The organism is Microbacterium sp. SLBN-146, assembly GCF_006715145.1.
GTDB lineage: Bacteria > Actinomycetota > Actinomycetes > Actinomycetales > Microbacteriaceae > Microbacterium.
Genome location: NZ_VFMR01000001.1, coordinates 2345801 through 2371006, shown reverse-complemented (window position 1 = coordinate 2371006; position 25206 = coordinate 2345801). Strand labels below are relative to the sequence as shown.

The 25206-nt window shown below is 69.6% G+C and carries 22 protein-coding genes; 7 read left to right on the top strand and 15 right to left on the bottom strand.

Annotation, left to right across the window (positions count from 1 at the left end):
• Positions 1-11 precede the first annotated feature (11 nt).
• The 3 genes from FBY39_RS10350 (at position 12) to FBY39_RS10340 (ending at position 2354) form a co-directional block, all read left to right on the top strand.
• The gene (locus FBY39_RS10350; protein ID WP_141932230.1) at positions 12-509 is read left to right on the top strand and encodes a DUF427 domain-containing protein; all 498 of its coding nucleotides are present in this window, start codon (positions 12-14) and stop codon (positions 507-509) included.
• A gap of 34 nt (positions 510-543) precedes the next feature.
• Positions 544-846: a putative quinol monooxygenase gene (locus FBY39_RS10345; protein ID WP_141932229.1), complete on the top strand. Its 303-nt coding sequence runs from the start codon at positions 544-546 to the stop codon at positions 844-846.
• Positions 847-932: 86 nt separating this feature from the next.
• A complete protein-coding gene (locus FBY39_RS10340) occupies positions 933-2354 on the top strand; it encodes an HNH endonuclease signature motif containing protein (protein ID WP_141932228.1) in 1422 nt (473 codons plus the stop codon).
• Here FBY39_RS10340 and FBY39_RS10335 read toward each other — a convergent pair.
• The 4 genes from FBY39_RS10335 to FBY39_RS10320 are packed head-to-tail and all read right to left on the bottom strand — an operon-like array spanning position 2329 to position 7487.
• A complete protein-coding gene (locus tag FBY39_RS10335; protein ID WP_141932227.1) occupies positions 2329-4128 on the bottom strand; it encodes an ABC-F family ATP-binding cassette domain-containing protein in 1800 nt (599 codons plus the stop codon). The two genes, FBY39_RS10340 and FBY39_RS10335, sit on opposite strands and share 26 nt — an antisense overlap.
• Before the next feature lies 1 nt (position 4129).
• Entirely contained in the window at positions 4130-5458 is a 1329-nt protein-coding gene (locus tag FBY39_RS10330; RefSeq protein ID WP_141932226.1) for a GNAT family N-acetyltransferase, read from the bottom strand.
• Between the two features lie 35 nt (positions 5459-5493).
• A complete protein-coding gene (locus FBY39_RS10325; protein ID WP_141932225.1) occupies positions 5494-6423 on the bottom strand; it encodes a 4-(cytidine 5'-diphospho)-2-C-methyl-D-erythritol kinase in 930 nt (309 codons plus the stop codon).
• Positions 6420-7487 carry an aldo/keto reductase gene (locus FBY39_RS10320; protein WP_141932224.1) on the bottom strand — a complete coding sequence of 356 codons (1068 nt, stop codon included), beginning with the start codon at positions 7485-7487 and terminating at the stop codon, positions 6420-6422. The genes FBY39_RS10325 and FBY39_RS10320 overlap by 4 nt, the downstream gene beginning before the upstream one ends.
• A gap of 199 nt (positions 7488-7686) precedes the next feature.
• Between FBY39_RS10320 and FBY39_RS10315 the strand changes: the two genes are divergently transcribed.
• On the top strand, positions 7687-9294 hold the full coding sequence (locus FBY39_RS10315) for a stealth conserved region 3 domain-containing protein (protein ID WP_396652266.1): 1608 nt from the start codon (positions 7687-7689) through the stop codon (positions 9292-9294).
• Here FBY39_RS10315 and FBY39_RS10310 read toward each other — a convergent pair.
• Together FBY39_RS10310 and rsmA are read right to left on the bottom strand one after the other, a co-directional pair.
• Complete coding sequence (locus FBY39_RS10310; protein ID WP_141932222.1) at positions 9242-10162, bottom strand: phosphodiesterase; 921 nt, start codon at positions 10160-10162, stop codon at positions 9242-9244. The genes FBY39_RS10315 and FBY39_RS10310 overlap by 53 nt on opposite strands.
• A 112-nt stretch (positions 10163-10274) precedes the next feature.
• Positions 10275-11114: a 16S rRNA (adenine(1518)-N(6)/adenine(1519)-N(6))-dimethyltransferase RsmA gene (gene rsmA, locus FBY39_RS10305; protein WP_141932221.1), complete on the bottom strand. Its 840-nt coding sequence runs from the start codon at positions 11112-11114 to the stop codon at positions 10275-10277.
• Between the two features lie 71 nt (positions 11115-11185).
• On the opposite strand from rsmA, the gene FBY39_RS10300 reads away from it, so the two are divergent.
• Positions 11186-12646, top strand: coding sequence for a sugar porter family MFS transporter (locus tag FBY39_RS10300; RefSeq protein ID WP_141932220.1), 1461 nt, complete (start codon positions 11186-11188; stop codon positions 12644-12646).
• Between the two features lie 21 nt (positions 12647-12667).
• The gene (locus FBY39_RS10295) at positions 12668-13948 is read left to right on the top strand and encodes an MFS transporter (protein WP_141932219.1); all 1281 of its coding nucleotides are present in this window, start codon (positions 12668-12670) and stop codon (positions 13946-13948) included.
• Here the strand turns inward: FBY39_RS10295 and FBY39_RS10290 are convergent.
• The 3 genes from FBY39_RS10290 to rsmI all read right to left on the bottom strand — a co-directional run bounded on the left by FBY39_RS10290 (position 13927) and on the right by rsmI (position 17272).
• Positions 13927-14814 carry a TatD family hydrolase gene (locus FBY39_RS10290; protein ID WP_141932218.1) on the bottom strand — a complete coding sequence of 296 codons (888 nt, stop codon included), beginning with the start codon at positions 14812-14814 and terminating at the stop codon, positions 13927-13929. The two genes, FBY39_RS10295 and FBY39_RS10290, sit on opposite strands and share 22 nt — an antisense overlap.
• Positions 14811-16388, bottom strand: coding sequence for a methionine--tRNA ligase (gene metG / locus FBY39_RS10285; RefSeq protein WP_141932217.1), 1578 nt, complete (start codon positions 16386-16388; stop codon positions 14811-14813). Before metG ends, FBY39_RS10290 begins: the two co-directional genes overlap by 4 nt.
• Positions 16389-16453: 65 nt before the next feature.
• The gene (gene rsmI / locus FBY39_RS10280; protein WP_141932216.1) at positions 16454-17272 is read right to left on the bottom strand and encodes a 16S rRNA (cytidine(1402)-2'-O)-methyltransferase; all 819 of its coding nucleotides are present in this window, start codon (positions 17270-17272) and stop codon (positions 16454-16456) included.
• Between the two features lie 24 nt (positions 17273-17296).
• Here rsmI and FBY39_RS10275 point away from each other — a divergent pair, with 24 nt between their 5' ends.
• Positions 17297-18913 (top strand): dolichyl-phosphate-mannose--protein mannosyltransferase, encoded by a 1617-nt coding sequence (locus tag FBY39_RS10275; RefSeq protein WP_260837649.1) that lies wholly within the window; start codon positions 17297-17299, stop codon positions 18911-18913.
• 67 nt (positions 18914-18980) lie between these two features.
• Here FBY39_RS10275 and FBY39_RS10270 read toward each other — a convergent pair whose 3' ends face one another.
• From FBY39_RS10270 to hemE, 6 genes are read right to left on the bottom strand one after another with little or no spacing between them, the layout of a single operon-like run.
• Positions 18981-20300 (bottom strand): glutamate-1-semialdehyde 2,1-aminomutase, encoded by a 1320-nt coding sequence (locus FBY39_RS10270; protein WP_141932215.1) that lies wholly within the window; start codon positions 20298-20300, stop codon positions 18981-18983.
• Positions 20297-21277: a porphobilinogen synthase gene (gene hemB, locus FBY39_RS10265; protein WP_141932214.1), complete on the bottom strand. Its 981-nt coding sequence runs from the start codon at positions 21275-21277 to the stop codon at positions 20297-20299. The genes FBY39_RS10270 and hemB overlap by 4 nt, the downstream gene beginning before the upstream one ends.
• Positions 21274-22155 carry a hydroxymethylbilane synthase gene (gene hemC, locus FBY39_RS10260; RefSeq protein WP_396652302.1) on the bottom strand — a complete coding sequence of 294 codons (882 nt, stop codon included), beginning with the start codon at positions 22153-22155 and terminating at the stop codon, positions 21274-21276. Before hemC ends, hemB begins: the two co-directional genes overlap by 4 nt.
• Positions 22156-22193: 38 nt before the next feature.
• Entirely contained in the window at positions 22194-22877 is a 684-nt protein-coding gene (gene hemQ, locus FBY39_RS10255; RefSeq protein WP_141932212.1) for a hydrogen peroxide-dependent heme synthase, read from the bottom strand.
• 47 nt (positions 22878-22924) lie between these two features.
• Positions 22925-24157: an NAD(P)/FAD-dependent oxidoreductase gene (locus tag FBY39_RS10250; RefSeq protein ID WP_141932211.1), complete on the bottom strand. Its 1233-nt coding sequence runs from the start codon at positions 24155-24157 to the stop codon at positions 22925-22927.
• Entirely contained in the window at positions 24147-25202 is a 1056-nt protein-coding gene (gene hemE, locus FBY39_RS10245; RefSeq protein WP_396652301.1) for a uroporphyrinogen decarboxylase, read from the bottom strand. The genes FBY39_RS10250 and hemE overlap by 11 nt, the downstream gene beginning before the upstream one ends.
• Between the last annotated feature and the right edge of the window lie 4 nt (positions 25203-25206).

Genomic DNA, 25206 nt, shown 5'->3' with positions numbered 1-25206 from the left:
AGGGAGCCGCCATGCGACGTCCGACACCCGATCCGATCCGGCCGGGACAGGAGTCCGTGTGGGACTACCCGCGCCCGCCCCGCGTCGAGCACGTCGACCGCCGTGTGCGCGTCGTTCTCGGCGGCGAGACCATCGTCGACACGGGCGACGTGGTCCGCGTCCTCGAGACGAGTCACCCACCGGTCTACTACCTTCCGATCGCCGCTTTCGTGAGCGGGGCCCTGACTCCCGGTGAAGGTTCGTCGTTCTGCGAGTTCAAGGGCGGCGCTCGCTACCTCGACGTGCACGGCGGCGGTGAAATCCGGCCGAGGGCGGCCTGGAACTATCCGAATCCCGCGCCCGGCTACGAAGCGCTTGCGAACCGTGTCGCTCTCTACCCCGCCGCGATGGACCTCTGCACGGTCGGCGGCGTCGAGGTGACGCCCCAGGCCGGCGGTTTCTACGGCGGCTGGATCACACCCGACGTCGTGGGCCCGTTCAAGGGTGAGCCGGGGTCGATGGGCTGGTGAATCGGGTGTCGGTGCGGCCCGGTACTGTCGCGCCATGACCTTCGCGAACGTCGGAACACTCGGAACCCTCCCCGGAAAGCGTGACGAGCTCGTCGCGCACCTCACCCGCCGCAGTCCCGCACTCAGCGAGATCGGATGCCTCGCCTACGAAGTGGGCACCGACCCGGCCGAGCCCGACACGGTGTTCGTCGTGGAGCTGTGGACGAGTGAAGACGCGCACAGGGCATCGCTTCAGCTGCCCGAGGTGCAGGAGTCGATCGCGGCCGCGCGCCCGCTGCTGTCCGGCGAGTTCGGGGGCTTCCGCTTCGAGGTCGCAGGCTCGCCGCTCCGCGACTGAGCCCGGTTCTCGGAGAATCATTTTCTTCTCTCCTACCTGGGGAAAACCGGTCTTCGAATGTCGGTGGCCCTCGTCAGAATAGGGGTATGGAAGCACTTCTCGAGACGCTGCGGACGGCGATCACGCCGACCCGCGACCGGGTGCGCGAGGTGTTCGCCGAGGGTGGGATCCGATGGACTTCCGACGAGCAGATCATCGATGCGCTGGGCGTTGCGGCTGAGCTGCAGCGCCTCACCGACGCCGTCATGATCGAGGCGGTCGGCGAGATCTCCCGTCGTTCACAGGAGCGCGACCGCGAGCAGCGACTCACGTCTCGACGAGGATGCCACGACGTCGGAGAGCTCGTCCAACGTGTCACGCGCCTCGGAGTGTCGTCGGCGGCACGGCTCCAGCGCGGCGCGAAAGTCACGATGGTACGCGTGGCGCTCAACGGCGATGCCATGCCGGGACTCCTCCCCGCAATGCGAGAAGCGCTCGCCGACGGAGAAGTGGGGATCGACGGACTCATCGCGGTCGCGGGGCCCCTCCAGGAGATGAGTCCCCGGGTCAGCGTCGACGACCTTCGGGCCGCCGATGCGCTGCTCGCGGCCGAAGCGCGCGGAGAAGGACCCGACGGCTCGCCGGCCGCGTGCGCGGAACTCCTGCGTGTGCAAGCGCGCGCGTGGGCGGCCTACCTCGACCAGGATGGCGCCGAACCTCGCGAAGAGAAGGCACTGCGCCTCCGCGGCATCACGCTCGGGCGCGCGCGTGATGGCGTCGTCCCCCTCTCCGGCACGCTGCTCGCCGAGGTCGCCGCCCAGTTCGCGCGCATCTGCCACGCCATCGGGTCTCCGCGTGTGAGTACCGACGGGCCTGTCATGTTCCGTCCGTCAGACGAGGTCCGCGATGAGGACACCGTCGCTGACCGCCGCACGTCGGCGCAGAAGCGGCACGACGCCTTCGCGACGGCGCTGTTCACGGCGGCATCCAGCGAACTTCTGCCCACGATCGGAGGCGCGGCGCCGACGCTCGTCGTTTCGGTGCGCGAGCAGGATCTCGTCCAAGGGCGCGGGTGGGCACACCTCGACGACGGGGAGCCCGTATCGCTCACGGCCGCCACCCACGTCGGCTGCAGCGGCGTCGTGCAACGCATCGTCCAGAGCGACGATGGGCGGATCCTCCGTATCGGCACGGAAGATCGAGTCTTCAACCGCCACCAGAGGCGCGCCATCGCACTCCGCGACGGCGGCTGCCTCATCCCCGGCTGCGGAGTTCCCGCGGGCTGGTGCGAGATCCACCACGTCGTCGAGCACGCGAAGGGCGGCCCGACGCACACCGACAACGGTGTTCTCCTCTGCTGGTTCCATCATCGCCACCTGGATCACCACGGATGGCAGGTGAGGATGAACCACGGCGTGCCCGAAGTCCTCGCGCCGCCATGGATCGAAGCCCGACCCCGCTGGCGGCCTGCGACGACGTCGCCGACGAGGCTTTTCGACCTCGTCAGCTCCCGTCGAGCTGCTCCGTGAGCTCGAACCAGCGTTCCTCCACACCGTCGCGCTCGGATTCGAGATCGCCGATCCGCGCCATCTCCGCACCGAGCCCGACGTAGTCGGCCTGGTCGTGATCGGCGAGCGCCGTGCGCGCCTTCGTGATCTGCGACTCGAGCTTCTCCAGACGACGCTCGAGGGAGGAGACCTCCTTCTGCGCAGCCCGCAGATCGGCCCCCGACAGCGCAGACGAAGAACCCGCCGTCGGCGAACTGGACGCCGCAGCGGGCGCTTCGCGCTCGCGCGTGCGCAGGCGCAGATACTCGTCGACCCCTCCCGGCAGATGCCGCAGATGCCCGCCGAGGATCGCGTACTGCTGATCCGTCACCCGCTCGAGAAAGTACCGGTCGTGCGAGACGACGAGGAGGGTCCCCGGCCACGTGTCCAGGAGGTCCTCGATCGCAGCGAGCATGTCCGTGTCGAGATCGTTGGTCGGCTCGTCGAGGATCAGCACGTTGGGCTGTTCGAGCAGGATGAGCAGCAGCTGCAGGCGCCGCTTCTGACCTCCCGAGAGGTCCTTCACGGGCGTCGAGAGCTGCGCGCTCGAGAACCCCATGCGCTCCAGCAACTGCCCCGGCGTGAGCTCCTGCGCCTTCGAACCCATCCCGAACGTGTAGGTCGTCCGAAGTCCCGCGATGACGATGCGCACGGGATCGTCGAGGTGATCCTCGAGTTCGTCGAGCCGCTGCGTGAGGGTCGCGACCTTGACGGTCTTCCCGCGTTTGACGCGACCCGCCGTCGGCTCCAGGGTGCCGGAGACGAGGCTCAGAAGCGTCGACTTGCCGGCGCCGTTGACACCGAGGATCCCCGTCCGCTCCCCCGGCGCGATGCGCCACTCGACGGGATGCAGCACGACACGGTCGTCGAAGGAGACCGCGGCATCCAGCAGGTCCACGACGTCCTTGCCCAGCCGCGACACCGCGAGTGACGTCAGCTCCGTCGCGTTTCGGATCTCCGGGACGTCCTCGATGAGTGCCGTCGCGGCATCGATACGGAACTTGGGCTTCGACGTCCGCGCCGGCGCACCGCGGCGCAGCCACGCGAGTTCCTTGCGGGCGAGGTTCTGCCGCCTCGCTTCGATCGCCGCCGACTGCCGGTCCCGTTCGACACGTTGCAGGATGTAGGCCGCGTACCCGCCGTCGAACGGCTCGACGATGCGGTCGTGCACCTCCCACGTCGTCGTGCACACCTCGTCGAGGAACCACCGGTCGTGGGTCACGACGAGAAGTCCGCCCTGGTTCGCCGGCCACCGGCGCTTCAGGTGCTCGGCGAGCCACGCGATCGCCTCGACGTCGAGGTGGTTGGTGGGCTCGTCGAGGAAGACGACGTCCCAGTCCTCGACGAGGAGGTGCGCGAGCGCGACACGACGGCGCTGCCCGCCGGACAGCGCGTCGATGGGCGCGTCCCACGCGATGTCACCGAGGAGGCCCGAGACGATCTCGCGCACGCGCGCAGACCCTGCCCATTCGTGCTCGGGGGTATCGCCGACGACCGCCTCCCCGACAGTGCCCTCGTCTCCGATCGTGTCGGCCTGGTCGAGAACTCCGACCCGCACGCCACCGCGCACCGTGACGCGTCCCCCGTCGGGTTCGAGCCGGCCCGCGAGCATCGCGAGCAGACTCGACTTGCCGTCGCCGTTCCGGCCGACGACGCCGATGCGATCACCCTCGTCGATGCCGAGCGACACCCCGTCGAAGACGACTTTCGTGGGGAACTCGAGGTGCAGGGCCTCGGCTCCGAGAAGATGCGCCATGTCAGTACCAGATGCTCAGTCGCGGTGCGCGGGTGCCCGCGAACATCCGCGTGGCGAGCGCGGCATCCGTCGTCGAGATCCGGCCGGCTGCCGCCAGGGTCGCCACCGAGACGCCGCCGAGCGAGATGGCGGAGAGTTCCTGGATGCCGAGAGCTACGACGGCGCCCTCTGTCGCGTCGTCCGAGTCGATGCGTTCGACGCGTGCCGTCAAGTCGTCACCGACGTCGAGCCGGAATCGCCCACCCGCGAGGTCGAGCGGGTCGCTCACGTCGAGGACGAGCGAGCCGGGCGCGCCGAACGTCCGTGCCTCGAGCGTCGCAGGGACATCGAGGACACGCACGTACTGGTGGTCGCGGACGGTCACGACGGCGGCGCGCTGGTCCGAGAGCATCCACAGGAGAGGCTCGTCGACCGAAAGCTCGCTCGCCCGCAGTTCGCCGATGAGGTCCATCTCGATGAAGAAGCGCCACAGCGCGGCGTACGCTTCATCGGTCTCCGCGAGAAGGTACGTGAGCGTGACGGTCGACTTCGTGTAGTCGGCCTCGTTCTCGGTGACGCTGTAGACGGCGATACCGCGCACCTCACCCGAGGCGTCCGCGTACTGGACGGCGCGCTTGGCTTCCGGCTTGACGGCATCGGGGCGCGTGCCCGCAATGGTGTCCCAGTGGCCGGCGGGGATGTCGATCTCACCCGGCACGGACCGGCGCACTCGCTCGTGCACGACGGAGAGGAGTTCGCGCGCCCGCTCCTTCGCGATGAAGTCGACGCGCCCGGCGGGCGTCGGCCCGGTCCACGCCGCACGCTTGATGTCGATGACCCACTCGGCGCTCGCCGCCGCGGGAGCGAAGCCGTAGCGACCGTAGAGTGTCGACTCGCTCACCGTGAGCATCGCGATCGGCGCGCGCGCCGCGTGAGCGGCACGAAGCTCTCCCTCGAGCAGGGCGCGCGCGATGCCGCGTCTGCGGTGAGTAGGCGCCACCGTGACGGCGGAGATGGCGCACGCAGGGATGTCGCGATCACCCGGCATACTCAGCCGGCCCATCCACGACGCGATCGTTCCGACCGGGCGGTCCCGGACGGGAGACTGCGGGTCGTACACGCCCGTCGCGCGACGGTAGGCGCTGCGCTCGCTCGTCGCGGTGACCTGGACGGCGGAATGCTCAGGCCCGAGGAACCCCCGCACGACAGCCTGGAGGAAGCCCTCGAAGTCGTCGCCTGCGGCGGGGATCGTGCGCATCTCCAAGCCCTGCGCCGAGAGCCTCTCGGCCGACACCGGATCGGGGGTTCCCTCGCGGTAGGCGGTGACGTCGACGGATAGCTCGGTACTCATACCTCCGAGCCTATTCGGGACGTGTCACATCGTCCTCACGCGGGGAGGATACGAGCGCCCGAAACGGGTCCGTGGACGTGGAGCGCCTCATATCCGGCGGCCGACAGCGTCACCTGCAGTTCGAGGGCCGCCTCGGGGCCCTCGGCGAGAAACGCGACAGTGGGCCCCGAACCCGACACGATTCCGCCGAGCGACGAGTCGATCGACTCTCCGAGTTCCAGAAGGTCGCGCAGGCTCGGCCGGAGCGACAGCGCGGCCGTCTGCAGGTCGTTTCGAAGCGCCGCCGCGAGCGCAACAGCATCCCCCGCACGAAGAGCCTGGAGCACGGCGGGGTCGACGTCGGGCGACGATGTCGGGCGGATGTCGCTCGCCCCGCGCATGCGGTCGAGGTGCGAATAGACCTCGGGGGTCGACAGCCCCTCGCTCGAGGGCACGATGACCCAGTCGAATCGCCCCTTCGCGAGGGCGGGACTCAGCTGGTCGCCGCGACCCGTCCCGATCGCCGTTCCTCCGAGCATCGCGAACGGAACGTCGGCGCCGAGGCGCGCCGCGAGCCGCTGCAGGCGTTGCCCGCCGAGATCCGTTCCCCACAGGGCGTCGCACGCGACGAGAGCGGCAGCGGCATCCGCCGATCCACCTCCCATGCCTCCCGCGACCGGCACTCCCTTGACGATGTCGAGATGGACGCCGCCCTCGTAGCCGGCCGTGCGCGCGACGAGCCGCGCGGCGCGCACCGCGAGGTTGCGATCATCGAGGGGGACGTCGGTCGAGTCGATCGATCCCGACACCGACACGGTGAAGTCGTCCGAGTGAGAGGCCCACACCTCCTCGTAGAGCGATACGGCCTGATAGGCGGATGCGACGTCGTGATAGCCGTCGTCCTGCACCCCACCGACCTCGAAGAAGACGTTGAGCTTTCCCGGCGCCCTCACCCGGACGCGGTCGGCGATGAAGGCCTGACTCACGCGTCGGCCGGGTCCGTCCAGAGGCCGTCCTCGCCGCCTTCGGCGAGAGCGTCGATCTGCTCCAGCTCCTCGGTCGTGAACGCCGGCCCATCGAGAGCCGCGATGTTCTCATCGATCTGGGCCGGGCGCGACGCACCGATGAGCGCCGACGCGACGACGGAATCCCGCAGCACCCACTGAAGCGCGAGCTGTGCGAGGGACTGACCACGTTCCTTCGCGATGACGTCGAGTCCTCGCAGGCGCGCCCTCCCCTCGTCCGAGAGCGGACGATCGGGGATCGACGACCGCTTCTGCGCACGATCCGCGGGACCGTCGCCGAGGTACTTGTCGGTGAGGAGTCCCTGGGCCAGCGGCACGAAGGCGATGGCACCCATCCCCTCCTGACGGAGGGCGTCGGTCAGGCCGTCCTCGATCCAGCGATTGAGGATCGAGTACGAGGGCTGGTGGATGACGAGGGGCGTCCCGAGAGAGCGGGCGATGGCGGCCGCCTCGACGGTCTGCCGCTCGCTGTACGACGAGATGCCGACGTACAGCGCCTTGCCGTCGCGGACGAGTGTGTCGAGGGCTCCGATCGTCTCCTCGAGGGGCACGTCGGGATCGAAGCGGTGGGAGTAGAAGACGTCGACGTAGTCCAGTCCTATCCGCCGAAGCGACTGCTCCGCGCTCGCGATGACGTACTTGCGCGAGCCGCCGTTCGCATACGGACCGTCCCACATGTCGTAGCCGGCCTTCGACGAGATGATGAGCTCGTCGCGATAGGGCGCGAAGTCTTTGCGCATCATCCGGCCGAAGTTCGTCTCGGCAGAGCCGTACGGCGGGCCGTAGTTGTTGGCGAGATCGAAGTGCGTGATCCCCGCGTCGAACGCGTGACGAAGGAGCGAACGCTGGTTGTCGAAGGGGATGTTGTCGCCGAAGTTCCACCACAGTCCCAGGGAGATGGGGGGAAGGGTGAGGCCGGAGGTTCCAACGCGCCGATACTCCACGCGCTCGTAGCGTTCGTCGGCCGCGGCGTACGGACGGTGCAGGTCTCCCCCGCGGGAGCGGTAGCGATGCTCTTCGGTCACCGCTCCAGGCTAGCGACGTCGGCGGATGCGCGCAGGCCCCTTGCGCACGGCGACCCGATGGCGCAAGGCGAGAGCATAGAGGCGAATGCCCTGTCAAGGGTGGGTGAGGAAACGTCTCCGTAACGGACAGTGCGTAGGGTGGCCATCCCGTCAGTCCCGCGAGCCCTCTGCGGATCCGCTGCCGGATGAGGAGGACAATGTGATCGCAAGCCCCGCAGCATCGCCGCTTTCCGCGCTGCCGAACCGTTCGCAGCGGTGGACCGGACTGCTCACGCGCGACGATGTCTCACTCGAGGACGGCGTCGTCCATCTGGTCCATGACACCGTGAGCCCCTCGGCGGCGCGCGTCGCGGACCTGCTTCTCGTCGCAGATGCTCTCGAGCGCGCCGGGGTCGAGTTCTTGCTCGTGCGCATGGACCGTCTCGTCGACGCGATCGTCGTCGATGTGGATGCTCGCGCGGAGGCACTCGCGGCCCTGGGCTCGCTGTGCGACACCGAACCGCTGTACATCAAGTCGAAGCGCCGCCCCGCCGTCCCGGCATCCGAATGGACGGATCCCGGCCCCGATCCCTCCGCACTCCGCGTCTTCCGCCCCCGCATCACGCCCGGACGGACGCTGCGCTACGGGGCATCGCTCGGGGCACGCCTGGAGTTCTGGCGCTTCGGCGACACGACGGTCTCGGCTCCCAACGACAACGCCTACCTCCGCCGCGAGACGGCGACGGAGGACATCGACGGGGACACCGTCGAACGTCACGGCCGCGTGTGGCGGACGATCGCGGGCATGTTCGACCCGCAGCCGCAGGAGTTCACGGAAGACGTCGACCTGGTCTTCTCCTGGGTGGACGGCTCGTCGAGCGACTTCCAGCGGCAGCGGGCCGCCCAGCTCGCGCAGTACGTCGTCGGCGAAGGGGATGACGGTCCCGCCCGCTACCGACACGTCGACGAGCTGCGGTACGCGTTGCGGAGCGTCCACATGTACGCCCCGTGGGTTCGCAGGATCTTCATCGCGACCGACTCCCCCGCTCCCGCCTGGCTCGCCGACCACCCGAAGGTCACGATCGTGCGGAGCGAGGAGTTCTTCGCCGACACGTCGACGCTTCCCACGCACAATTCGCACGCCGTCGAGGCGCAGCTGCATCGGGTTCCGGGACTCGCGGAGCACTTCCTCTACTCCAACGACGACATGTTCTTCGGGCGGACGGTCCGGCCCGAGATGTTCTTCACGCCCGCCGGCGTCACGAAGTTCGTCGAGTGCGGCATCCGGATCGGTGCGGGCGACCCCGCGCCCGCCCGGAGCGGACACGACAACGGCCTGCGCGTCAACCGCGCGCTCCTGCGCGAACGTTTCGGTCGCACGATCGTCCGCGATCTCGAGCACTGTGCAACACCCTTGCGGAAGAGCGTCATGGCCGAGCTCGAGGAGACCTTCGCAGAGGACTTCGCCCGCACGGCGGCATCCCGCTTCCGCGCCGCGACGGACATCTCGGTCACGAACAGCCTGTACCACTACTACGCGCTCATGACGGGTCGTGCGGTCTCGACACGGGAGCCGCGCGTCCGCTACGTGCAGACCACGATGGTCGCGGGCCTTCGACGCATGGCGCGGATCGCCGCGCGCAGCACCGATGTCGACATGTTCTGCCTCAACGACGGAGGGAATGCGGAGATCCCCGAGGACGTCCGCGTCAGCACGCTCCGCGCGACGCTCGAGCGCATGTTCCCCGTGCGGGCTCCGTGGGAGAAAGCCGAGGTCAGTGCATCGCAGCGATCGGCGCGATCCGAGCATCCTGCCGCGCGTCGATGACGGGCGCGATCCCGGCGAGGCGCAGTCGCCGCTGAGCCTCCTCGGGGTCGATGTACTCGAGCACCCTCGGGGCGTCGACGGGCACGACCGAGTGGACGACGGTGTCGGCGTACAAGTGGACGAGGTTGAACGACTGCGCCCCGTCTTGAGGACGCGTCCCGCCCGTGGGGACCGTGAGGTCCTGTGCGTAGCACGTCGACGACGCGACCGAGACGGGGATCCCCGCGAACGACGCGAACGTCGAGTAGTGCAGGTGCCCCGCGATGATGGCCCGCACGTCGCTCCCGCGGAGGATGGGCGCGAGGCGGCGCTGGTCGCGCAGCTCGACGCTCGAGGCGAGGGGAAGGACGCTCGGCACCGGAGGGTGGTGCATCGCGAGGATGGTTCCGAGCGGCGCCGGGACGGCGAGGATCTCGGCGAGCCACTCCAGTTGCGCGTCGTCCAGCTCTCCGTGGTGCGCACCGGGGACGCTCGTGTCGAGCGTCACGAGGCGAAGGCCGTCGAGCTCGTCGACGCGGTCGACGGGTCGCATGTCCGCTGACACGTCGTCGTAGAGCCCCGCACGGAAGGCGGGACGATCGTCGTGGTTGCCCATGACCCAGAACACGCGGGTGCCGAGGTGTGCGGCGAAAGGCTCGACGAGGGCGCGGAGCTGCGCATAGGCGCCCGGCTCCCCGAGGTCGGCGAGGTCACCCGTGATGACGATCCCGTCCGGACGGATGCCGGATGACTCGATGACGGCGAGGGTGCGCTCGAGTCGGGCAGAGGCATCGACGCTCTCGAAGAGCCGAACGCCTCCAGCGCGCAGGTGCGTGTCGCTCAGGTGGATCAGGGCCCGCTCGGGTGCGGGGTGTTCGGCGGTGCGCATGACGTCTTCTCCCCTGGTCGTCGTGCTGCAGTGCCGCAAATGTTACAGGCATGTTTCGTACTTTTCCCTGAAGGCGCGATGAACACCCTGGGAACGAGAAGCGGAATGCAGGTCAGAGAACGCGGGCGATGCGCAGGAAGTCCTCGACGGAGAGCTCCTCGCCGCGAGCCGTCGGGGCGACCCCCGCCGCTTCCAGAACGGCGGATGCCGAGGCGGAATCGCCGAGCGATGCCGAGAGCGCCTGTCGGAGCATCTTCCGCCGCTGCTGGAAGGCCGCATCGACGATCCGGAAGGTGCTCCGCCGCTCCTCCTCGGTCCCCCGCGCGTCAGCGTTGCGCTCGAACGCCACGAGGACGCTGTCGACATTGGGGACGGGCCAGAAGACCTGACGGGAGACGGTTCCCGCGAGGCGCCAGCGTCCGTACCAGGCCGCCTTGACACTCGGCGCGCCGTACACCTTCGAGCCCGGCGGCGCCGCGAGCCGCTCGCCGACCTCCGCCTGCACCATGACGACCCCGCGCTGAAGCTGCGGGAAGGTCTCGAGGAAGTGCAGCAGGACGGGGACGCTGACGTTGTACGGAAGGTTGGCGACCAGCACCGTCGGATCGCCGGGAAGCGCGGTCACCCGCAGTGCGTCGGCATCGACGACCGTGAGCGCACCGTCGGGAACGCCGTGGGCGCGCGCCGTCGCGGGAAGTCTCTCGGCGAGGCGGTGATCGATCTCGACAGCCGTGACGGATGCTCCGCGCTCGAGGATCGCAAGGGTGAGGGACCCGAGGCCGGGACCGACCTCGACGACTCGATCGCCCTCCACGACCCGAGCGACCTGGACGATCTTGCGGACGGTGTTGGCGTCCACGACGAAGTTCTGGCCGAGCTTCTTCGTCGGTGTCACGTCGAGGTCCGCGGCGAGTGAGCGGATCTCGGAGGCTCCGAGGAGAGTTACGGGCATGTCTCAACTGTAGTCAGACAGCACCGTGTCGCCTCTCGCCGTGGATGACCGCGAGCGCTAGGTTTGCGTCCATGAGCTCGTCCGACTCGATCCCCGCCGATGCCTTCACGCTGAAGAGCCCCTACGGGCGGCGTGCGCTCGGCCTGTCCGTCGCCGCCGCCGTCGGCGGTTTCCTCTTCGGTTTCGACTCCTCCGTCATCAACGGCGCCGTCGACTCGATCGACCAGAACTTCGAGCTCGGGAGCGTCCTGACGGGGTTCGTCGTCGCCGTCGCGCTGCTCGGCTGCGCGGTGGGAGCCATCCTGGCGGGGAACCTCTCCGATCGGTGGGGACGCCTTCGCGTCATGATGCTCGGCGGAGCGCTCTTCCTCGTGAGCTCGATCGGCGCGGGCCTCACCTTCAGCGTCCCCGATCTCATCCTGTGGCGCGTTCTGGGCGGGCTCGGCATCGGCATCGCCTCCGTCGTCGCGCCGGCGTACATCGCCGAGATCGCCCCGAAGCAGGTGCGTGGCGCGCTCGCTTCACTGCAGCAGCTCGCGATCACCCTCGGCATCTTCGCCGCGCTCTTGAGCGACGCCGTCCTGGCGTGGGGCGCCGGCGGCGCGTCCGAGCCGCTGTGGTTCGGCCTCGAGGCCTGGAGATGGATGTTCCTCGTCGGCGTCATCCCCGCCGCCGTCTACGGGATCCTCGCCTTCACTCTCCCCGAGTCGCCCCGCTACCTCATCGCGAAGGGCCGCGACGACGAAGCACGAAAGATCTACGCGCAGCTCGTCCCGCCCGTCGATCTCGAGAAGCACATCAACGAGCTCTCCACGGCGATCCTCGAAGATCGGAAGAACGCGGGCGTGTCGCTGCGCGGACCGGCCCTGGGGCTTCAGCCGATCGTGTGGGCCGGCATCATCCTGTCGGTGTTCCAGCAGTTCGTCGGCATCAACGTGATCTTCTACTACTCGACGAGCCTCTGGCAGTCCGTCGGCTTCCCCGAATCGGCCTCGCTCGGCATCAGCGTCGTAACCTCCGTGACGAACGTTCTGGTGACCCTCGTCGCGATCTTCCTCGTCGACCGGGTCGGTCGCAAACCCATCCTGCTCACGGGCTCGATCATCATGACGATCTCGCTCGCGACGATGGCCGTCTGCTTCCTGTTCGCGGAGGGCGCGGGTCAGGACGTGTCGCTCCCCGCCCCGTGGGGACCGATCGCTCTCGTCGCGGCGAATCTCTTCGTCATCGGGTTCGGAGCGTCGTGGGGTCCGCTCGTCTGGGTTCTCCTGGGCGAGATCTTCCCGAGCCGCATCCGCGCGAAGGCCCTCGGCGTCGCCGCCGGTGCGCAGTGGATCGCCAACTTCCTCATCACCGTCTCGTTCCCCGCAATGTCGGCGTGGTCGCTGCCGCTCACCTACGGCATGTACGCGGCGTTCGCGGCTCTGTCGTTCGTCTACGTCGCGTGGAAGATCCCCGAAACGAAGGGCATGGACATCGAGCAGACCGAGACCCTGTTCGTCCAGAAGCCGCGTGGTACCGCCCGCACCTGACGGCGCTCTTAGGATGGCGGGATGCCTTCCCTCGGCGAGCTGATCGCACCCCGCCGCCTGGGACGGGATTTCCGGTGGCTTCTCAGTTCGTCCTGGACGAGCAACCTGGGAGACGGCATCGCCCTGTCGGCGGCACCGCTCCTGCTGGCATCCCTCACTTCCTCGCCGCTTCTCGTCGCAGCGGGCGCCATGATGCAGTTCCTCCCGTGGCTGCTCTTCGGTCTCTTCGCGGGGTCCGTCGCCGACCATCACGACCGCCGCAGGCTCGTCATGATCGCGAACGGATCGCGCGCCGTGCTCGTGCTCGCTCTCGTCGCGTTCCTCGTGACGGGACAGGTCACGGTGTGGATCGTCCTCGCGGCGGCGTTCCTCTACGGCACGGCCGAGGTCTTCGCCGACACGGCGGGGAGCACGCTGCTGCCGATGCTCGTGCGGCCCAGCGATCTCGGGACGGGCAATGCCCGGCTGCAGGCCGGCTTCCTCGTCGGCAATCAGTTGGCGGGTCCTCCCCTGGGTGCCTTCCTCTTCGCAGCGGGCTCGTTCTGGCCGTTCCTCGTGCAGATCCTCTGCGTGAGCCTCGCGGTCGTCCTGATCTCGCGGATCGCCCGGACGCCCGTCCCCGAGAAGGAGGCGTCACGCGACGGAAGGCCGCCTCGTCCGATTCGTGAGGGCCTCGCCTGGCTTGCGGGCAATGCTCCCGTGCGGACGCTCGTCGTCATCATCCTCGTCTTCAATGTCACGTGGGCAGCCCCATGGGGCATCCTCGTTCTGTACGCGACCGACTATCTCGACATGGGTCCGGTCGGATACGGCGCTCTGACGACGGCGTCGGCACTCGGTGGGATCCTCGCCACCCTCTGCTTCGGCTGGCTCGAGCGGCACGTGTCGTTCGCGACCCTCATGCGCGTCTGCCTGACCCTCGAGGTGCTGATGCATCTCGCGTTCGCACTGACGACGTCACCCGTCGTCGCGTTCGCGCTGATGTTCGGGTTCGGTGCCTACGCCTTCGTCTGGGGCACGATCTCGACGACGGTCCGTCAGAGGCTCGTCCCGCTCTCATTGCAGGGACGCATCGCCTCGGTGAACATGGTGGGCGTCTTCGGCGGTCTCGTCATCGGGCAGCTCATCGGCGGCCTGCTCGCGCAGACGTGGGGGCTCACGGCGCCGTGGTGGTTCGCGTTCGTGGGGTCTGCCCTGGCGCTCCTGCTCGTGTGGCGCTCCATCTCGCACATCGCCGCCGCTCGGCCCATGCTGAGCGACGAGGATCAGGAGTCGCCGGATCAGGAGTCGAACGAGCCGTAGACCTCGAGGGTGTTGGCGGCCAACTGCGCGCACAGCTCGTCGAGGTCGACGCCGAGTTCCTCGGCCATGAAACGCACTGTGACGGGGATGAGGTACGGCGCGTTCGGGCGTCCGCGATGCGGCGTCGGCGTCAGGAACGGCGCGTCCGTCTCGACGAGGATCCGCTCGCGCGGCGTGACGGCGAGAGCATCGCGGAGGTTCTGCGCGTTCTTGAACGTGAGGTTTCCCGCGAAGGAGAGGTAGTAGCCCGCCTCTGCACAGACACGCGCCATGGCGGCGTCTCCCGAGAAGCAGTGGAAGACGGTGGCCTCGGGTGCTCCCACGCGCGTCAGCGTCTCCAGGACGGCGTCGTGGGCGTCGCGATCGTGGATCTGCATCGCGATGCCGTGCTTCTTCGCCATCGCGATGTGCGCCTCGAAGCTGCCGAACTGAGCAGGGAGACCCTCTTCGTCGGTGCGGAAGAAGTCGAGACCCGTCTCGCCGATCGCCCGCACGCGGGGCTGCGCCGCGAGCTCGTCGATGACCCCGAGCGCCTCATCGAGGCGGCCTGCCGCGCGGTAGGCGGGCGCTTCGTTCGGGTGGATCGCGACGGCCGCGAGAACGCGCGGATCGGATGCCGCAGCCCACGCCGACCAGCGGCTGGAGTCGATGTCTCCTCCCGCCTGCACGACACCGACGACACCGACCGCGGCAGCGCGGTCGAGCTGCTCCGTGAGGCTCAGCGGAGCATCGCCGTCCTCGATCTCCAGGTGCGCGTGGTTGTCGTAGACCGCGACGGCCAGGGGCTCGGGCGCCTGCGGCCAGCGCACGTCGCCGCGCCCCTCCTGCGAACGCGTGCGGACGTAGCCGGAGGGATCGTCGGTCATACGCTCTGCTCGACGCGCGGGAAGAGCGGCGCGAGCGCATTGACCGATGTACCCGGTGCGAGGATGCCCCATCGGCCCGCTTCGCGCAGCGGCTGGTCGGCGATCATCCCGAGCGCGACGTCGGCGCCGAGTGCCACCCAGAGCTTCTCGGTCGCAACCGGCATGACGGGCGACAGCAGCACCGCGAGGGCCCGGAGTCCCTCCGCCGCCGTGTACAGCACCGTCCCGAGTCGTTCGCGCTTCGCCTCGTCCTTCGCGAGCGCCCACGGTTCGTTCTCGGTGATGTAGAGGTTGAGGTCGTCGACGATCGTCCAGATCGCGGCGATCGCCTCGTCGATGCGGAACCGTTCGATCGCGTCGTCAGCGGCGGACGCGGCATCCGCCACGATCTTCTGTACGCGGACGTCACGGTCGGTGTAGGCCGCGGGCGGCGGCACGATGCCTTCGAAGTAGCGGTCGATCATGGCGGTCGTGCGCGACGCGAGGTTGCCGAAGCCGTTGGCGAGCTCGGACTGGTAGCGCGCCGAGAGGTCCTCCCACGAGAACGAGCCGTCCTGTCCGAACGCGATCGCCGAGAGGAAGTAGTAGCGGTACGCGTCCGACCCGAAGACGTCGGTGATCTCGGTCGGAGCGATACCGGTGAGCTTGGACTTCGACATCTTCTCGCCGCCGACGAGCAGCCAGCCGTGCGCGAACACGCCCTTCGGCACGTCGACTCCCGCGGCCATGAGCATGGCGGGCCAGATGACGGCGTGGAAGCGCAGGATGTCCTTGCCCACGACGTGGTACGCGGGCCAACGGCGGGCGAACTCCTCGGGGTCGCTGCCGTAGCCGACGGCCGTCGCGTAGTTGAGGAGCGCGTCGACCCACACGTAGATGACGTGCGATTCGTCCCACGGCACCGTGATGCCCCAGTCGAACGTCGAACGCGAGATCGAGAGGTCCTTGAGGCCCTGCGACACGAACGACACGACTTCGTTGCGCGCAGACTCGGGGCGCACGAAATCGGGCGTCGAGCGGTAGAGCTCGAGGAGACGGTCCTGGAACTCGCTCAGCTTGAAGAAGTAGTTCTTCTCCTGCAGCAGCTCGAGGGGCTTCGAGTGGATGGCACAGACCTTGAGTCCCTCGAAAGCGCCCGTGCCGTCGACGATCTCGGACTCGGTCTTGAACTCCTCGCAGCCGACGCAGTAGAGCGCCTCGAACTCACCGGCATAGATGTAGCCGCGGTCGCGGATCGCCTGCACGAACTGCTTGACGCGCTCTTCGTGACGGGCCTGGGTCGTGCGGATGAAGTCGTCGTTGGCGACGTCGAGGGTCTCCAGAAGCGGGAACCACTCCTCGCTCACGAGGCGGTCCACCCACTCCTGGGGGGTCGCGCCGTTCGCGGCAGCGGCACGCATCATCTTCTGACCGTGCTCGTCGGTGCCCGTCAGCATCCAGGTGTCATCGCCTGCCTGGCGGTGCCACCGCGCGAGGGTGTCGACCGCCACGGTCGTGTAGCCGTGGCCGATGTGGGGCACGTCGCTCGGATAGTAGATCGGCGTCGTGATGTAGAAGCTGCGGCCGGAAGTCACTAGACGATTCTAGTTCGGCAGGATGCCGCGGCTCGGCGTGTGACGTGGCTCAGCCCTTGACGGCCTCAGCCCTTGACGGCAAGCGCCGCCTGGTACAGCTCGCGCGACGAGTGGCCCGTGTGAGCGGAGACGTCGGCGGCGGCATCCTTGAGACGGATGCCGGAGCGCACCTGTTCGAGAACGTGCGTCACGGCATCCGGGAAGGCGACTTCGCGCGCCGACGCTCCCGCGACGACGACGACGACCTCGCCGCGGACCCCCGCGGCCGCCCAGTCGACGAGCGCGGCGAGCGATCCGCGCGCGACCTCCTCGTGGAGCTTCGTGAGTTCGCGGCAGACGGCGGCGCGGCGATCGGCGCCGAAGGCCGTCGCCATGTCCGCGAGCGTCGCCGCGACACGTGACGGGGCTTCGAAGAACACCATCGTGCGCGGCTCGGCAGACAGCTCGCGGAAGACGCGCGCCCGGTCGCCGGCTTTGCGGGGAACGAACCCCTCGAAGGTGAAGCGGTCCGTCGGGAGCCCCGCGACGGCGAGCGCTGTGACGACGGCGCTCGGACCGGGGATCGCCGTCACCTCGACGCCGGCCGCCGCGGCCGCGGCGACGACGCCGTACCCGGGATCCGAGACGGTGGGCATGCCGGCATCCGAGAGGACGAGGACGTCGTGATCGCGGGCGAGCTCGACGATCTCGGGGGCGCGGTCCTTCTCGTTGTGGTCGTGCAGCGCGATGAGCCGGGGCCGATTGCCGATCCCGAGGCCTGCGAGGAGCCGCTGCGTCGTACGCGTGTCCTCCGCGGCGATGACGGTGGCACCCTCGAGGACCTCGATGAGGCGGCGGGACGCGTCGCCGAGGTTGCCGATCGGCGTCGCGGCGAGGATGATCACGCGCCCCAGCATAGGCTGGACGCCGTGACGTCGACCCCTGCGCCGGAGAACACTGCGCCGGAGAGCTCTGCGCCGGAATCCGCTGCACCGGATAACCCTGCGCCGCTCCTGCCGCCGGCCAAGACGAGCCTCTACGACCGTTGGGCTGCACGTACGCGCACCGATCCGCGCGTCGCCCGGCTGTGGCGGTGGCTCGCCCCCACCCTCGTGACCCTCGTCGCGGGCGTCCTGCGCCTGTGGAACCTGGGACACCCGCACGCGCTCATCTTCGACGAGACGTACTACGTCAAGGATGCGTGGACGCAGTGGGTCCTCGGGTACTCGGCGACGTGGCCCGACGGTGCCGACGAGAGTTTCGTCGCCGGCGACACCGGTGTCTTCGAGACATCCGGGAGCTTCGTCGTCCATCCTCCGCTCGGGAAGCTCTTCATCGGCATGGGGATGGCGCTCTTCGGCGCGGATTCGTCCGTCGGCTGGCGCATCGCAGTCGCCCTCTTCGGCACGGCGCTCGTCCTGCTGCTGTACTTCGTGGCGAAGTCCCTCACGGGATCGATGCCGTTCGCGACCGTCGCCGCGGGACTCCTCGCGATCGACGGGCTCGGGATCGTCATGAGCCGGGTCGCGCTCCTCGACGTCTTCCTGTCCTTCTTCGTTCTGCTGACGTTCTGGTTCGTCATTCTCGATCACCGACGCACGTCGCGGCTCTTCGCCGCGGCGATCGCGGCGCGCACCGACGAGACCCCGCCCTCATGGGGACCCGTCCTGTGGAATCGTCCGTGGCTCCTCGCGGCGGGCGCCGCCGTGGGCGCCGCCACGGCCGTCAAGTGGTCGGGCCTCTACGCGGCGGCGGGTCTCGGGATCTACCTCGTCGTGTCGGATGCTCTCGCTCGGCGCCGCGCAGGAGTCGCCCTGTGGCCCGGCGACGCGGCGTTCCGTCAGGGTCCCGTGACCTTCCTGCTCTTCATCCCGGTGGCGCTCGTCGTGTATCTGGCGTCGTGGACGAGCTGGCTCGTCACCGACGGCGGGTACGGACGCAACACCCTCACGGAGCCCGTCGCGGGATTCTGGTCGTGGGTGCCGCTCCCCCTCCAGAACCTGTGGGGATACCACGAGCAGATCTACGGCTTCCACGTCGGGCTCACGAGCGCGCACGGGTATGCGAGCCCCGCCGTGCAGTGGCCGCTGCTGCTTCGCCCGACGTCGATGTACTACCAGTCGACGGATGCCGGCATCCAGAACATCTACAGCATGCCCAATCCGCTCATCTGGTACGCGGGGGTCGCGGCGGCACTGTGGCTCATCTGGCGCTTCGTCATGACGCGCGACTGGCGACTCGCGCTCGTGCTCGTCGGCATCGGCGTGACGTACGTGCCGTGGCTGCTGTACCCCGAGCGGACGATCTTCCAGTTCTATACGATCGCGATCCTGCCGTTCCTGATCCTGGGTCTGACCTTCGGATTGCAGAGCGTCGCGGGGGCCGCGAGCACCGACGGGTACCGGCGACTCTCGGGTCAGCGACTCGTGTGGATCTTCCTCATCGTCGCGCTCGTGCTGTCGGCCTTCTGGTACCCGATCCTCACGGCGACGAGCGTCCCCTACGACTTCTGGCGACTCCACAACTGGCTACCCACCTGGATCTGATGAGTAGGTGGATCTGATCAGTAGGTGGATCTGATGAGTAGGCGGGATCCGATCAGGCGGGATCCGATCAGTGCTGCGCTGCCGCCGCGGCTCTGGCCGCATCCGGGAGGGCCGTGACGATCCTGTCGATGATGTCGTCGTCGTGGGCTGCCGTGAGGAACCAGGCTTCGAAGACGCTCGGCGGCAGGGAGATGCCGGCGTCCAGCATCGCGTGGAAGAACGGCGGATAGCGCCACGAGTCCTGCGCGCGCGCGTCGTCGTAGTCACGGACGGGCGCATCGCGGAACGCGACCGAGAAGAGGCTTCCCGCGTGCGAGATCGTGTGCGCCACGCCCTCGGCGTCGAGGGCGTCGTGCAGCGCGGCCGAGACGGCCGCCGACGCACGATCGATGCGGGCGTACACGTCGGCGTCGGCGAGGCGGAGGGTCGCGTGCCCGGCCGCGACGGCGAGCGGATTGCCGCTGAGCGTTCCGGCCTGGTAGACCGGGCCGAGCGGGGCGAGAAGCTCCATGAGCTCCGTGCGTCCGCCGATGGCGGCGAGGGGCATGCCTCCGCCGATGACCTTGCCGAAGGTCACGAGATCGGGCGTCCACGTTTCGCCCGCTGCGCGCTCGAGTCCCCACCAGCCGGCGGCGCCGACGCGGAACCCCGTGAGCACCTCGTCGACGATCACGAGGGCCCCGTTCGCGTGCGCCGTTTCGACGAGGAAGCGGTTGAATCCGTCTTCGGGGGCGAGCACGCCGGCATTCGCGCCCGCGGCCTCCGTGATGATCGCGGCGATGCGGCCCGGGTGCGCGGCGAACGCCGTGCGCACGGCATCGCGGTCGTTGTAGGGCAGGACGAGCGTCAGCGCGGCGATGTCGGCGGGGACACCCGCGGAGCCCGGCAGCCCGAGGGTCGCCACGCCCGACCCGGACTCGGCCAGCAGGCCGTCGGAGTGGCCGTGATAGTGGCCCGCGAACTTGATGATGACGTCACGGCCCGTCGCGCCGCGCGCGATGCGGATGGCCGTCATGGTGGCCTCCGTGCCCGTCGAGACGAGCCGGAGACGGTCGATGCCACGGATGCCGTCGACGTCGAGCCGGTCGATGACGAGCTCCGCGAGCTCGGTCTCGGCGAGCGTGGAGGCGCCGAACGAGAGGCCGCGGGTCGCGGCATCCTGCACGGTCGCCACGACCTCGGGGTGCGCGTGGCCGAGGAGGGCCGGCCCCCACGACGCGACGAGGTCGATGTACTCGCGACCTGCGATGTCCTGCACGGTCGCCCCGCGGGCGGACACGATCGACCGCGGCGTGCCGCCGACCGACCCGAAGGCGCGAACGGGCGAATTTACTCCGCCGGGGATCACGGCGCGTGCGCGGGCGGCGGCTTCGTCATTCGTCGTCATGCGTTCGCCCTCTCGGCGGCCTCGATGGCCCAGTACGTCAGGATGGCGTCGGCTCCCGCCCGGAGGATGCTCGTGAGCGACTCGTCGATGGCGCGCTCGCGGTCGATCCACCCCTGCGCCGCGGCGGCCTCGACCATGGCGTACTCACCGCTCACCTGGTAGGCCCACACGGGAACGGGCGAGACCGCAGCGGTGTCGGCGAGGACGTCGAGGTAGCTCATGGCGGGCTTCACCATCACGATGTCGGCTCCCTCGGCGATGTCGAGCTCGACTTCGCGCGCTCCCTCGCGGCGGTTCGAGGGGTCGAGCTGATACGTGCGACGGTCCCCCTGGAGCGAGGACTGCACCGCCTCGCGGAATGGACCGTAGAACGCCGAGGCGTACTTCGCCGCGTACGCCAGGAGCGCGACGTCGGAGCGGTCCTCGGCATCGAGCGCGTCGCGGAGGACCGCCACCTGGCCGTCCATCATCCCCGAGAGTCCCAGGAGGTGGGAGCCAGCCGCGGCCTGCGCGAGAGCCATGTCGCGGTAGCGCTCGAGAGTCGCGTCGTTGTCGACGCGTCCGCGGGAGTCGAGCACGCCGCAGTGGCCGTGGTCGGTGAACTCGTCGAGGCACAAGTCGGTCTGCACGACGAGCGCATCCCCGACCTCGGCGACGGCGACGCGCGTCGCGACGTTGAGGATGCCGTCGGGATCCGTCGCCCCGGTCCCCGTGGCGTCCTTGTGCTCAGGTACGCCGAAGAGCATGACGCCGCCGATCCCGGCATCCGTTGCGCGCTGCAGCTCCCTCTTGAGCGAGTCGAGCGAGTGCTGCACGACTCCCGGCATCGATCCGATGGGAAGAGCCTCGACAGCGCCCTCGCGGACGAAGAGCGGCAGGACGAGCTGCGCGGGGCTCAGTCGCGTTTCGCTGACGAGACGGCGCCACGCCGACGTCGCACGGAGGCGACGAGCGCGGACGGCGGGGAAGCCCGTCATGAGAGGTCCTCTCGGGAGGCTCCGCCGAGCGGAGCGAGGTCGGCTGCTCCGGATGCCAGGAGCTCGCTGGCGACGCGGTCGGACAGTTCGGCCGCCGTGACGTCGCCGACGTACCCCGCGTGCGCGCTCGTGAGCATCTCGCTGCCGTCGGGACGATAGATCCGCGCGGCGAGGAAGATCATGCCGTCGTCGACGAACGCGTGCGCGCCGATCGGCGCGGCGCACCCGGCCTCGAGTCGCGCCAGCACTCCGCGCTCGGCCTCGGCTGCGACACGGGACGCCGTGTGGTTGATGCGGGCCGCGAGCTTCTCGTCGCCCGCCCGCGTCTCGACCGCGAGCGCGCCCTGAGCGGGGGCCGTCGGCCACGGTCCGAGCTCGAAGTACTCCGTCACGACGTCGAGGCGTCCGAGCCGCGCGAGTCCTGCCGCGGCGAGCACCACGGCGTCGAGCGACCGCTCGGGATCGTCGGCGCCGACGCGTGAGAGACGCGTGTCAACGTTGCCACGGATGTCCGCCAGCACCAGGTCGGGGCGGCGTCGAGCGAGCTGCGCACGCCGTCGCGGCGAACCCGTGCCGACGCGCGCGCCCTCGGGAAGCGTCTCGAGCGTCAGACCGTCGCGCGCGCACAGCGCGTCGCGCGCGTCCTCGCGCTTCGGCACAGCGGCGATGACGAGACCCGCCAGCGGTGCGGTCGGGAGGTCCTTGTACGAGTGCACGACAGCGTCGACTTCTCCCGCGAGAAGCGCCTCCCGGAGCGCGGCGGCGAAGACCCCCGTTCCGCCGAGCGAGGACAGCGACTCGGTCGATCGATCCCCCTCTGACACGATCGGAACGAGCTCGCCGCCGAGCGCCTCAGCGACCTTCGACGACTGCGCCATCGCGAGTGCGCTGGCGCGCGTGCCGATCCGCAGTGCGCTCACCGCACGACCTCGGCGACCTCGTCCAGAGCGAGAAGGCGTCCCGTGAAGAACGGCACCTCCTCGCGGACGTGGCGCCGGGCCTCGGTCGCCCGCAGATGCCGCATGAGGTCGACGAGGTCGATGGGGTCGTCGGCTTCGAGCGCCAGGAGCCACTCGTAGTCTCCGAGCGCGAAGCTCGCGACCGTGTTGGACTGCACCTGCGGGTACTCGCGGCCCTTGAGCCCGTGCTCGGCGAGCATCTCGCCGCGCTCGGCGGCGGGGAGCACGTACCACTCGTAACTGCGCACGAAGGGGTAGACCGTCACCCACCCGAGCGGCGGCAGTCCTCGCGCATAGGCGGGCGAGTGATCGCGGCTGAACTCGGCGTCGCGGTGAACGCCCAAAGCGTTCCACGTCGGGAGGAGCGGGGCGAGTTCCGCCGAACGCCGGAGCGTCCGGAGATCGGCCTGGAGGCCGTCCGCCGTCGTCCCCGTGAGCCACAGCAGGATGTCGGCATCAGCGCGGAGACCCGAGACGTCGTAGACGCCACGAAGGCTCGAGACGCCGGCTGCGGCGTCGGCGAGGCTCGGCGCGGACGAATCGCCCGCGGCGGCGTGCGGATCGCGGCGGAAGACGGCCCACAGGGCGTAATGAGTGGTCTCGGCTGCGGACGGAACGGGGGTGTCGATCGCGGAACTCACTCCTCTATCCTCCCCCGAATCCACCCGGACAGGCGACGCCGGCGACCTCAGGGGATCGTGAGAATCTCGGCTGCGACACGTTCGGCGTGCGCGACGACGGACGCGAGTCCTGTCCCCGCTGCTCCTTCGCCGACGGCGGGGACCGCTCCGTCCGAGGGGGCGACCCCCCGCTGCCACGTCGTCACCGCGGCATCCGTGACCTGGGAGAGATCGGCGCCGAGGAGGAGCGGCGCATCGCGGGTCGCCTCCGCGATCGGGTCCACGGGATCGCCGTCGTAGGAAAGGCGCACGACGTGGCGGCCGGGGAGGGCATCGCGCACCCACTGCCACTTCGCCGTGGTGTGCGTCAGCGCGCGGGCTGTCACATCGGGAGCAGCCGCGTCGACGAGGAGGCCCGTCCCGCGCGGTGCATCGTCCCACGCGGGGGCTTCGACGACGAGCGTCACGAGGGTCAGGCGGCGGGGCGACGCCGCGGGCTCGGAGTATGCCCTGACGACACGGCCTGCAAGGCGCGCCCCGTCGAGCGTCGCGCCGGTCGCGTCGAACCGCGTGACCTCGACGTCGGTCCGCAGCTCGACCCCGAGCCGCTCGTTCTCCGCGACGAGCGCCGCGACGAGGCGGTGCATCCCTCCCCGGATGCTCGCCACTTGCGACCCCGCCGGCGCCTGCGCCCGCAGGGCGCTCACGGCCGCTGCGAGCGAACCCCGCACGGCGATCTCCGCTCGAAGCCGCGGAGACGCGGCGTCGACGGAGAGCGCGGACGGCTCGATCGAATGCACTCCACGGACGACGGGTGCCACGAGCGCGTCGGCGACGGCGGCGCCCATGCGGACCCGCACGAGTTCGTCGAGGGATACCGCGTCGCGACCGATACGCGCGGGAAGAAGCCGGTCGAGCGCTGCCCGCCATGCCCCCGTTCGCCCCACCGCGCGGACGACATCGGGGGCGAGCGGTTCGCCCGGGATGCCGAGAACTCCCGCCGCGGGAAGCGGCACCGCCGTCCCGTCAGCGCGATGGAGCCACGCGGGCGTCGGCGCGGGGAGCACGATGTCCGCCGCGAGCTCCAGCTCCTCGGCGAGCGCCGCGACGACGCCTCCTCTCGTCGCGAACGACTCGGCCGCGGCATCCAGAGCGACTCCCGCGACCGGCAGGGGTGCGACCTGTCCACCGAACGCATCGCTGCGCTCGAGGAGGATGACGCGCGTGCCATTCAGCGCGAGGCGACGGGCGACGACGAGACCGCCGACGCCGCCACCGACGACGATGACGTCAGAGTTCATGCACGAGTTCGACGATGCGTGTGAGCACCGTCGGGTCCGTCTCGGGCGGGACGCCGTGTCCGAGGTTCACGATGTGCGCGGGTGCCGCAGCGCCGCGCTCGACGACGTCGCGGACGTGACGGTCGATGAGACTCCAGGGCGCGGTCAGGAGAGCCGGGTCGATGTTCCCCTGGAGCGGGAAACGCCCGCCCAGTCGGCGGTTCGCCTCGTCGAGCGGCAGCCGCCAGTCGACGCCGATGACGTCGGCACCGACGGCGGGTGTCGCGTCGAGGGATTCCGAGAGTCCGAGCCCGAAGTGGATGCGCGGCACGTCGAGGCCCCGCAGGGCGTCGAGGGCGCGCTTCGAGTGCGGGAGAGCGCGCTTGACGTAGTCGTCGCGGGAGAGGGAGCCCGCCCACGAGTCGAAGAGCTGCACGACGCTCGCACCCGCGCGCACCTGGGCCTCGAGGAACGCACCCGTCACGTCCGCGCACCAGTTGAGGAGCGTCGCCCACGTGCGCGGATCGCTCCGCATGAGAGCGCGCGTGCGCAACTGCTCCTTCGAGGGCCCGCCTTCGACGAGATAGCTCGCGAGAGTGTACGGAGCGCCACCGAATCCGACGAGGGGCGTGTCGCCGAGCTCCGCCACGACGAGCCGCACAGCCTCCGAGATCGGGTCGAGAGCGTCGGGTTCGATGGGGCGAAGCGCCAGCACATCGGATGCGGAACGCACGGGGGTCTCGAGGACGGGCCCCCGTCCCGGAACGATCGACACGGCGACGCCGGCGAGGAGAACGGGGATGACGATGTCGCTGAAGAAGACGGCGGCGTCGACACCGTGGCGGCGGACGGGCTGGAGCGTGATCTCGGCGGCGAGCGCGGGGGTGAGACACGCATCGAGCATCTCGGTGCCGGCCCGCGTCTCGCGGTACTCCGGCAGAGAACGCCCCGCCTGGCGCATGAACCACACCGGCAGGATCTCGGGGCGGTCGCCGCGGGCGGCGCGGACGAGACGGGAGTCCGACGTGCGCCCATCGCGCAGCGGGTGGGTCTCGGGCAGGGCGATCACG

What these genes read in the sequence shown, in the direction of transcription:
- FBY39_RS10295 (WP_141932219.1), top strand. Translation starts at nt 12,668, where the DNA reads ATGCCTTCCCTCGGCGAGCTGATCGCACCCCGCCGCCTGGGACGGGAT.
- FBY39_RS10310 (WP_141932222.1), bottom strand. Translation starts at nt 10,162, where the DNA reads ATGCGCACCGCCGAACACCCCGCACCCGAGCGGGCCCTGATCCACCTG.
- FBY39_RS10345 (WP_141932229.1), top strand. Translation starts at nt 544, where the DNA reads ATGACCTTCGCGAACGTCGGAACACTCGGAACCCTCCCCGGAAAGCGT.
- hemB (WP_141932214.1), bottom strand. Translation starts at nt 21,277, where the DNA reads ATGACGGGCTTCCCCGCCGTCCGCGCTCGTCGCCTCCGTGCGACGTCG.
- FBY39_RS10300 (WP_141932220.1), top strand. Translation starts at nt 11,186, where the DNA reads ATGAGCTCGTCCGACTCGATCCCCGCCGATGCCTTCACGCTGAAGAGC.
- FBY39_RS10290 (WP_141932218.1), bottom strand. Translation starts at nt 14,814, where the DNA reads ATGACCGACGATCCCTCCGGCTACGTCCGCACGCGTTCGCAGGAGGGG.
- FBY39_RS10250 (WP_141932211.1), bottom strand. Translation starts at nt 24,157, where the DNA reads ATGAACTCTGACGTCATCGTCGTCGGTGGCGGCGTCGGCGGTCTCGTC.
- hemC (WP_396652302.1), bottom strand. Translation starts at nt 22,155, where the DNA reads ATGGCGCAGTCGTCGAAGGTCGCTGAGGCGCTCGGCGGCGAGCTCGTT.
- FBY39_RS10350 (WP_141932230.1), top strand. Translation starts at nt 12, where the DNA reads ATGCGACGTCCGACACCCGATCCGATCCGGCCGGGACAGGAGTCCGTG.
- FBY39_RS10330 (WP_141932226.1), bottom strand. Translation starts at nt 5,458, where the DNA reads ATGAGTACCGAGCTATCCGTCGACGTCACCGCCTACCGCGAGGGAACC.
- rsmA (WP_141932221.1), bottom strand. Translation starts at nt 11,114, where the DNA reads ATGCCCGTAACTCTCCTCGGAGCCTCCGAGATCCGCTCACTCGCCGCG.
- FBY39_RS10335 (WP_141932227.1), bottom strand. Translation starts at nt 4,128, where the DNA reads ATGGCGCATCTTCTCGGAGCCGAGGCCCTGCACCTCGAGTTCCCCACG.
- FBY39_RS10340 (WP_141932228.1), top strand. Translation starts at nt 933, where the DNA reads ATGGAAGCACTTCTCGAGACGCTGCGGACGGCGATCACGCCGACCCGC.
- FBY39_RS10270 (WP_141932215.1), bottom strand. Translation starts at nt 20,300, where the DNA reads ATGACGACGAATGACGAAGCCGCCGCCCGCGCACGCGCCGTGATCCCC.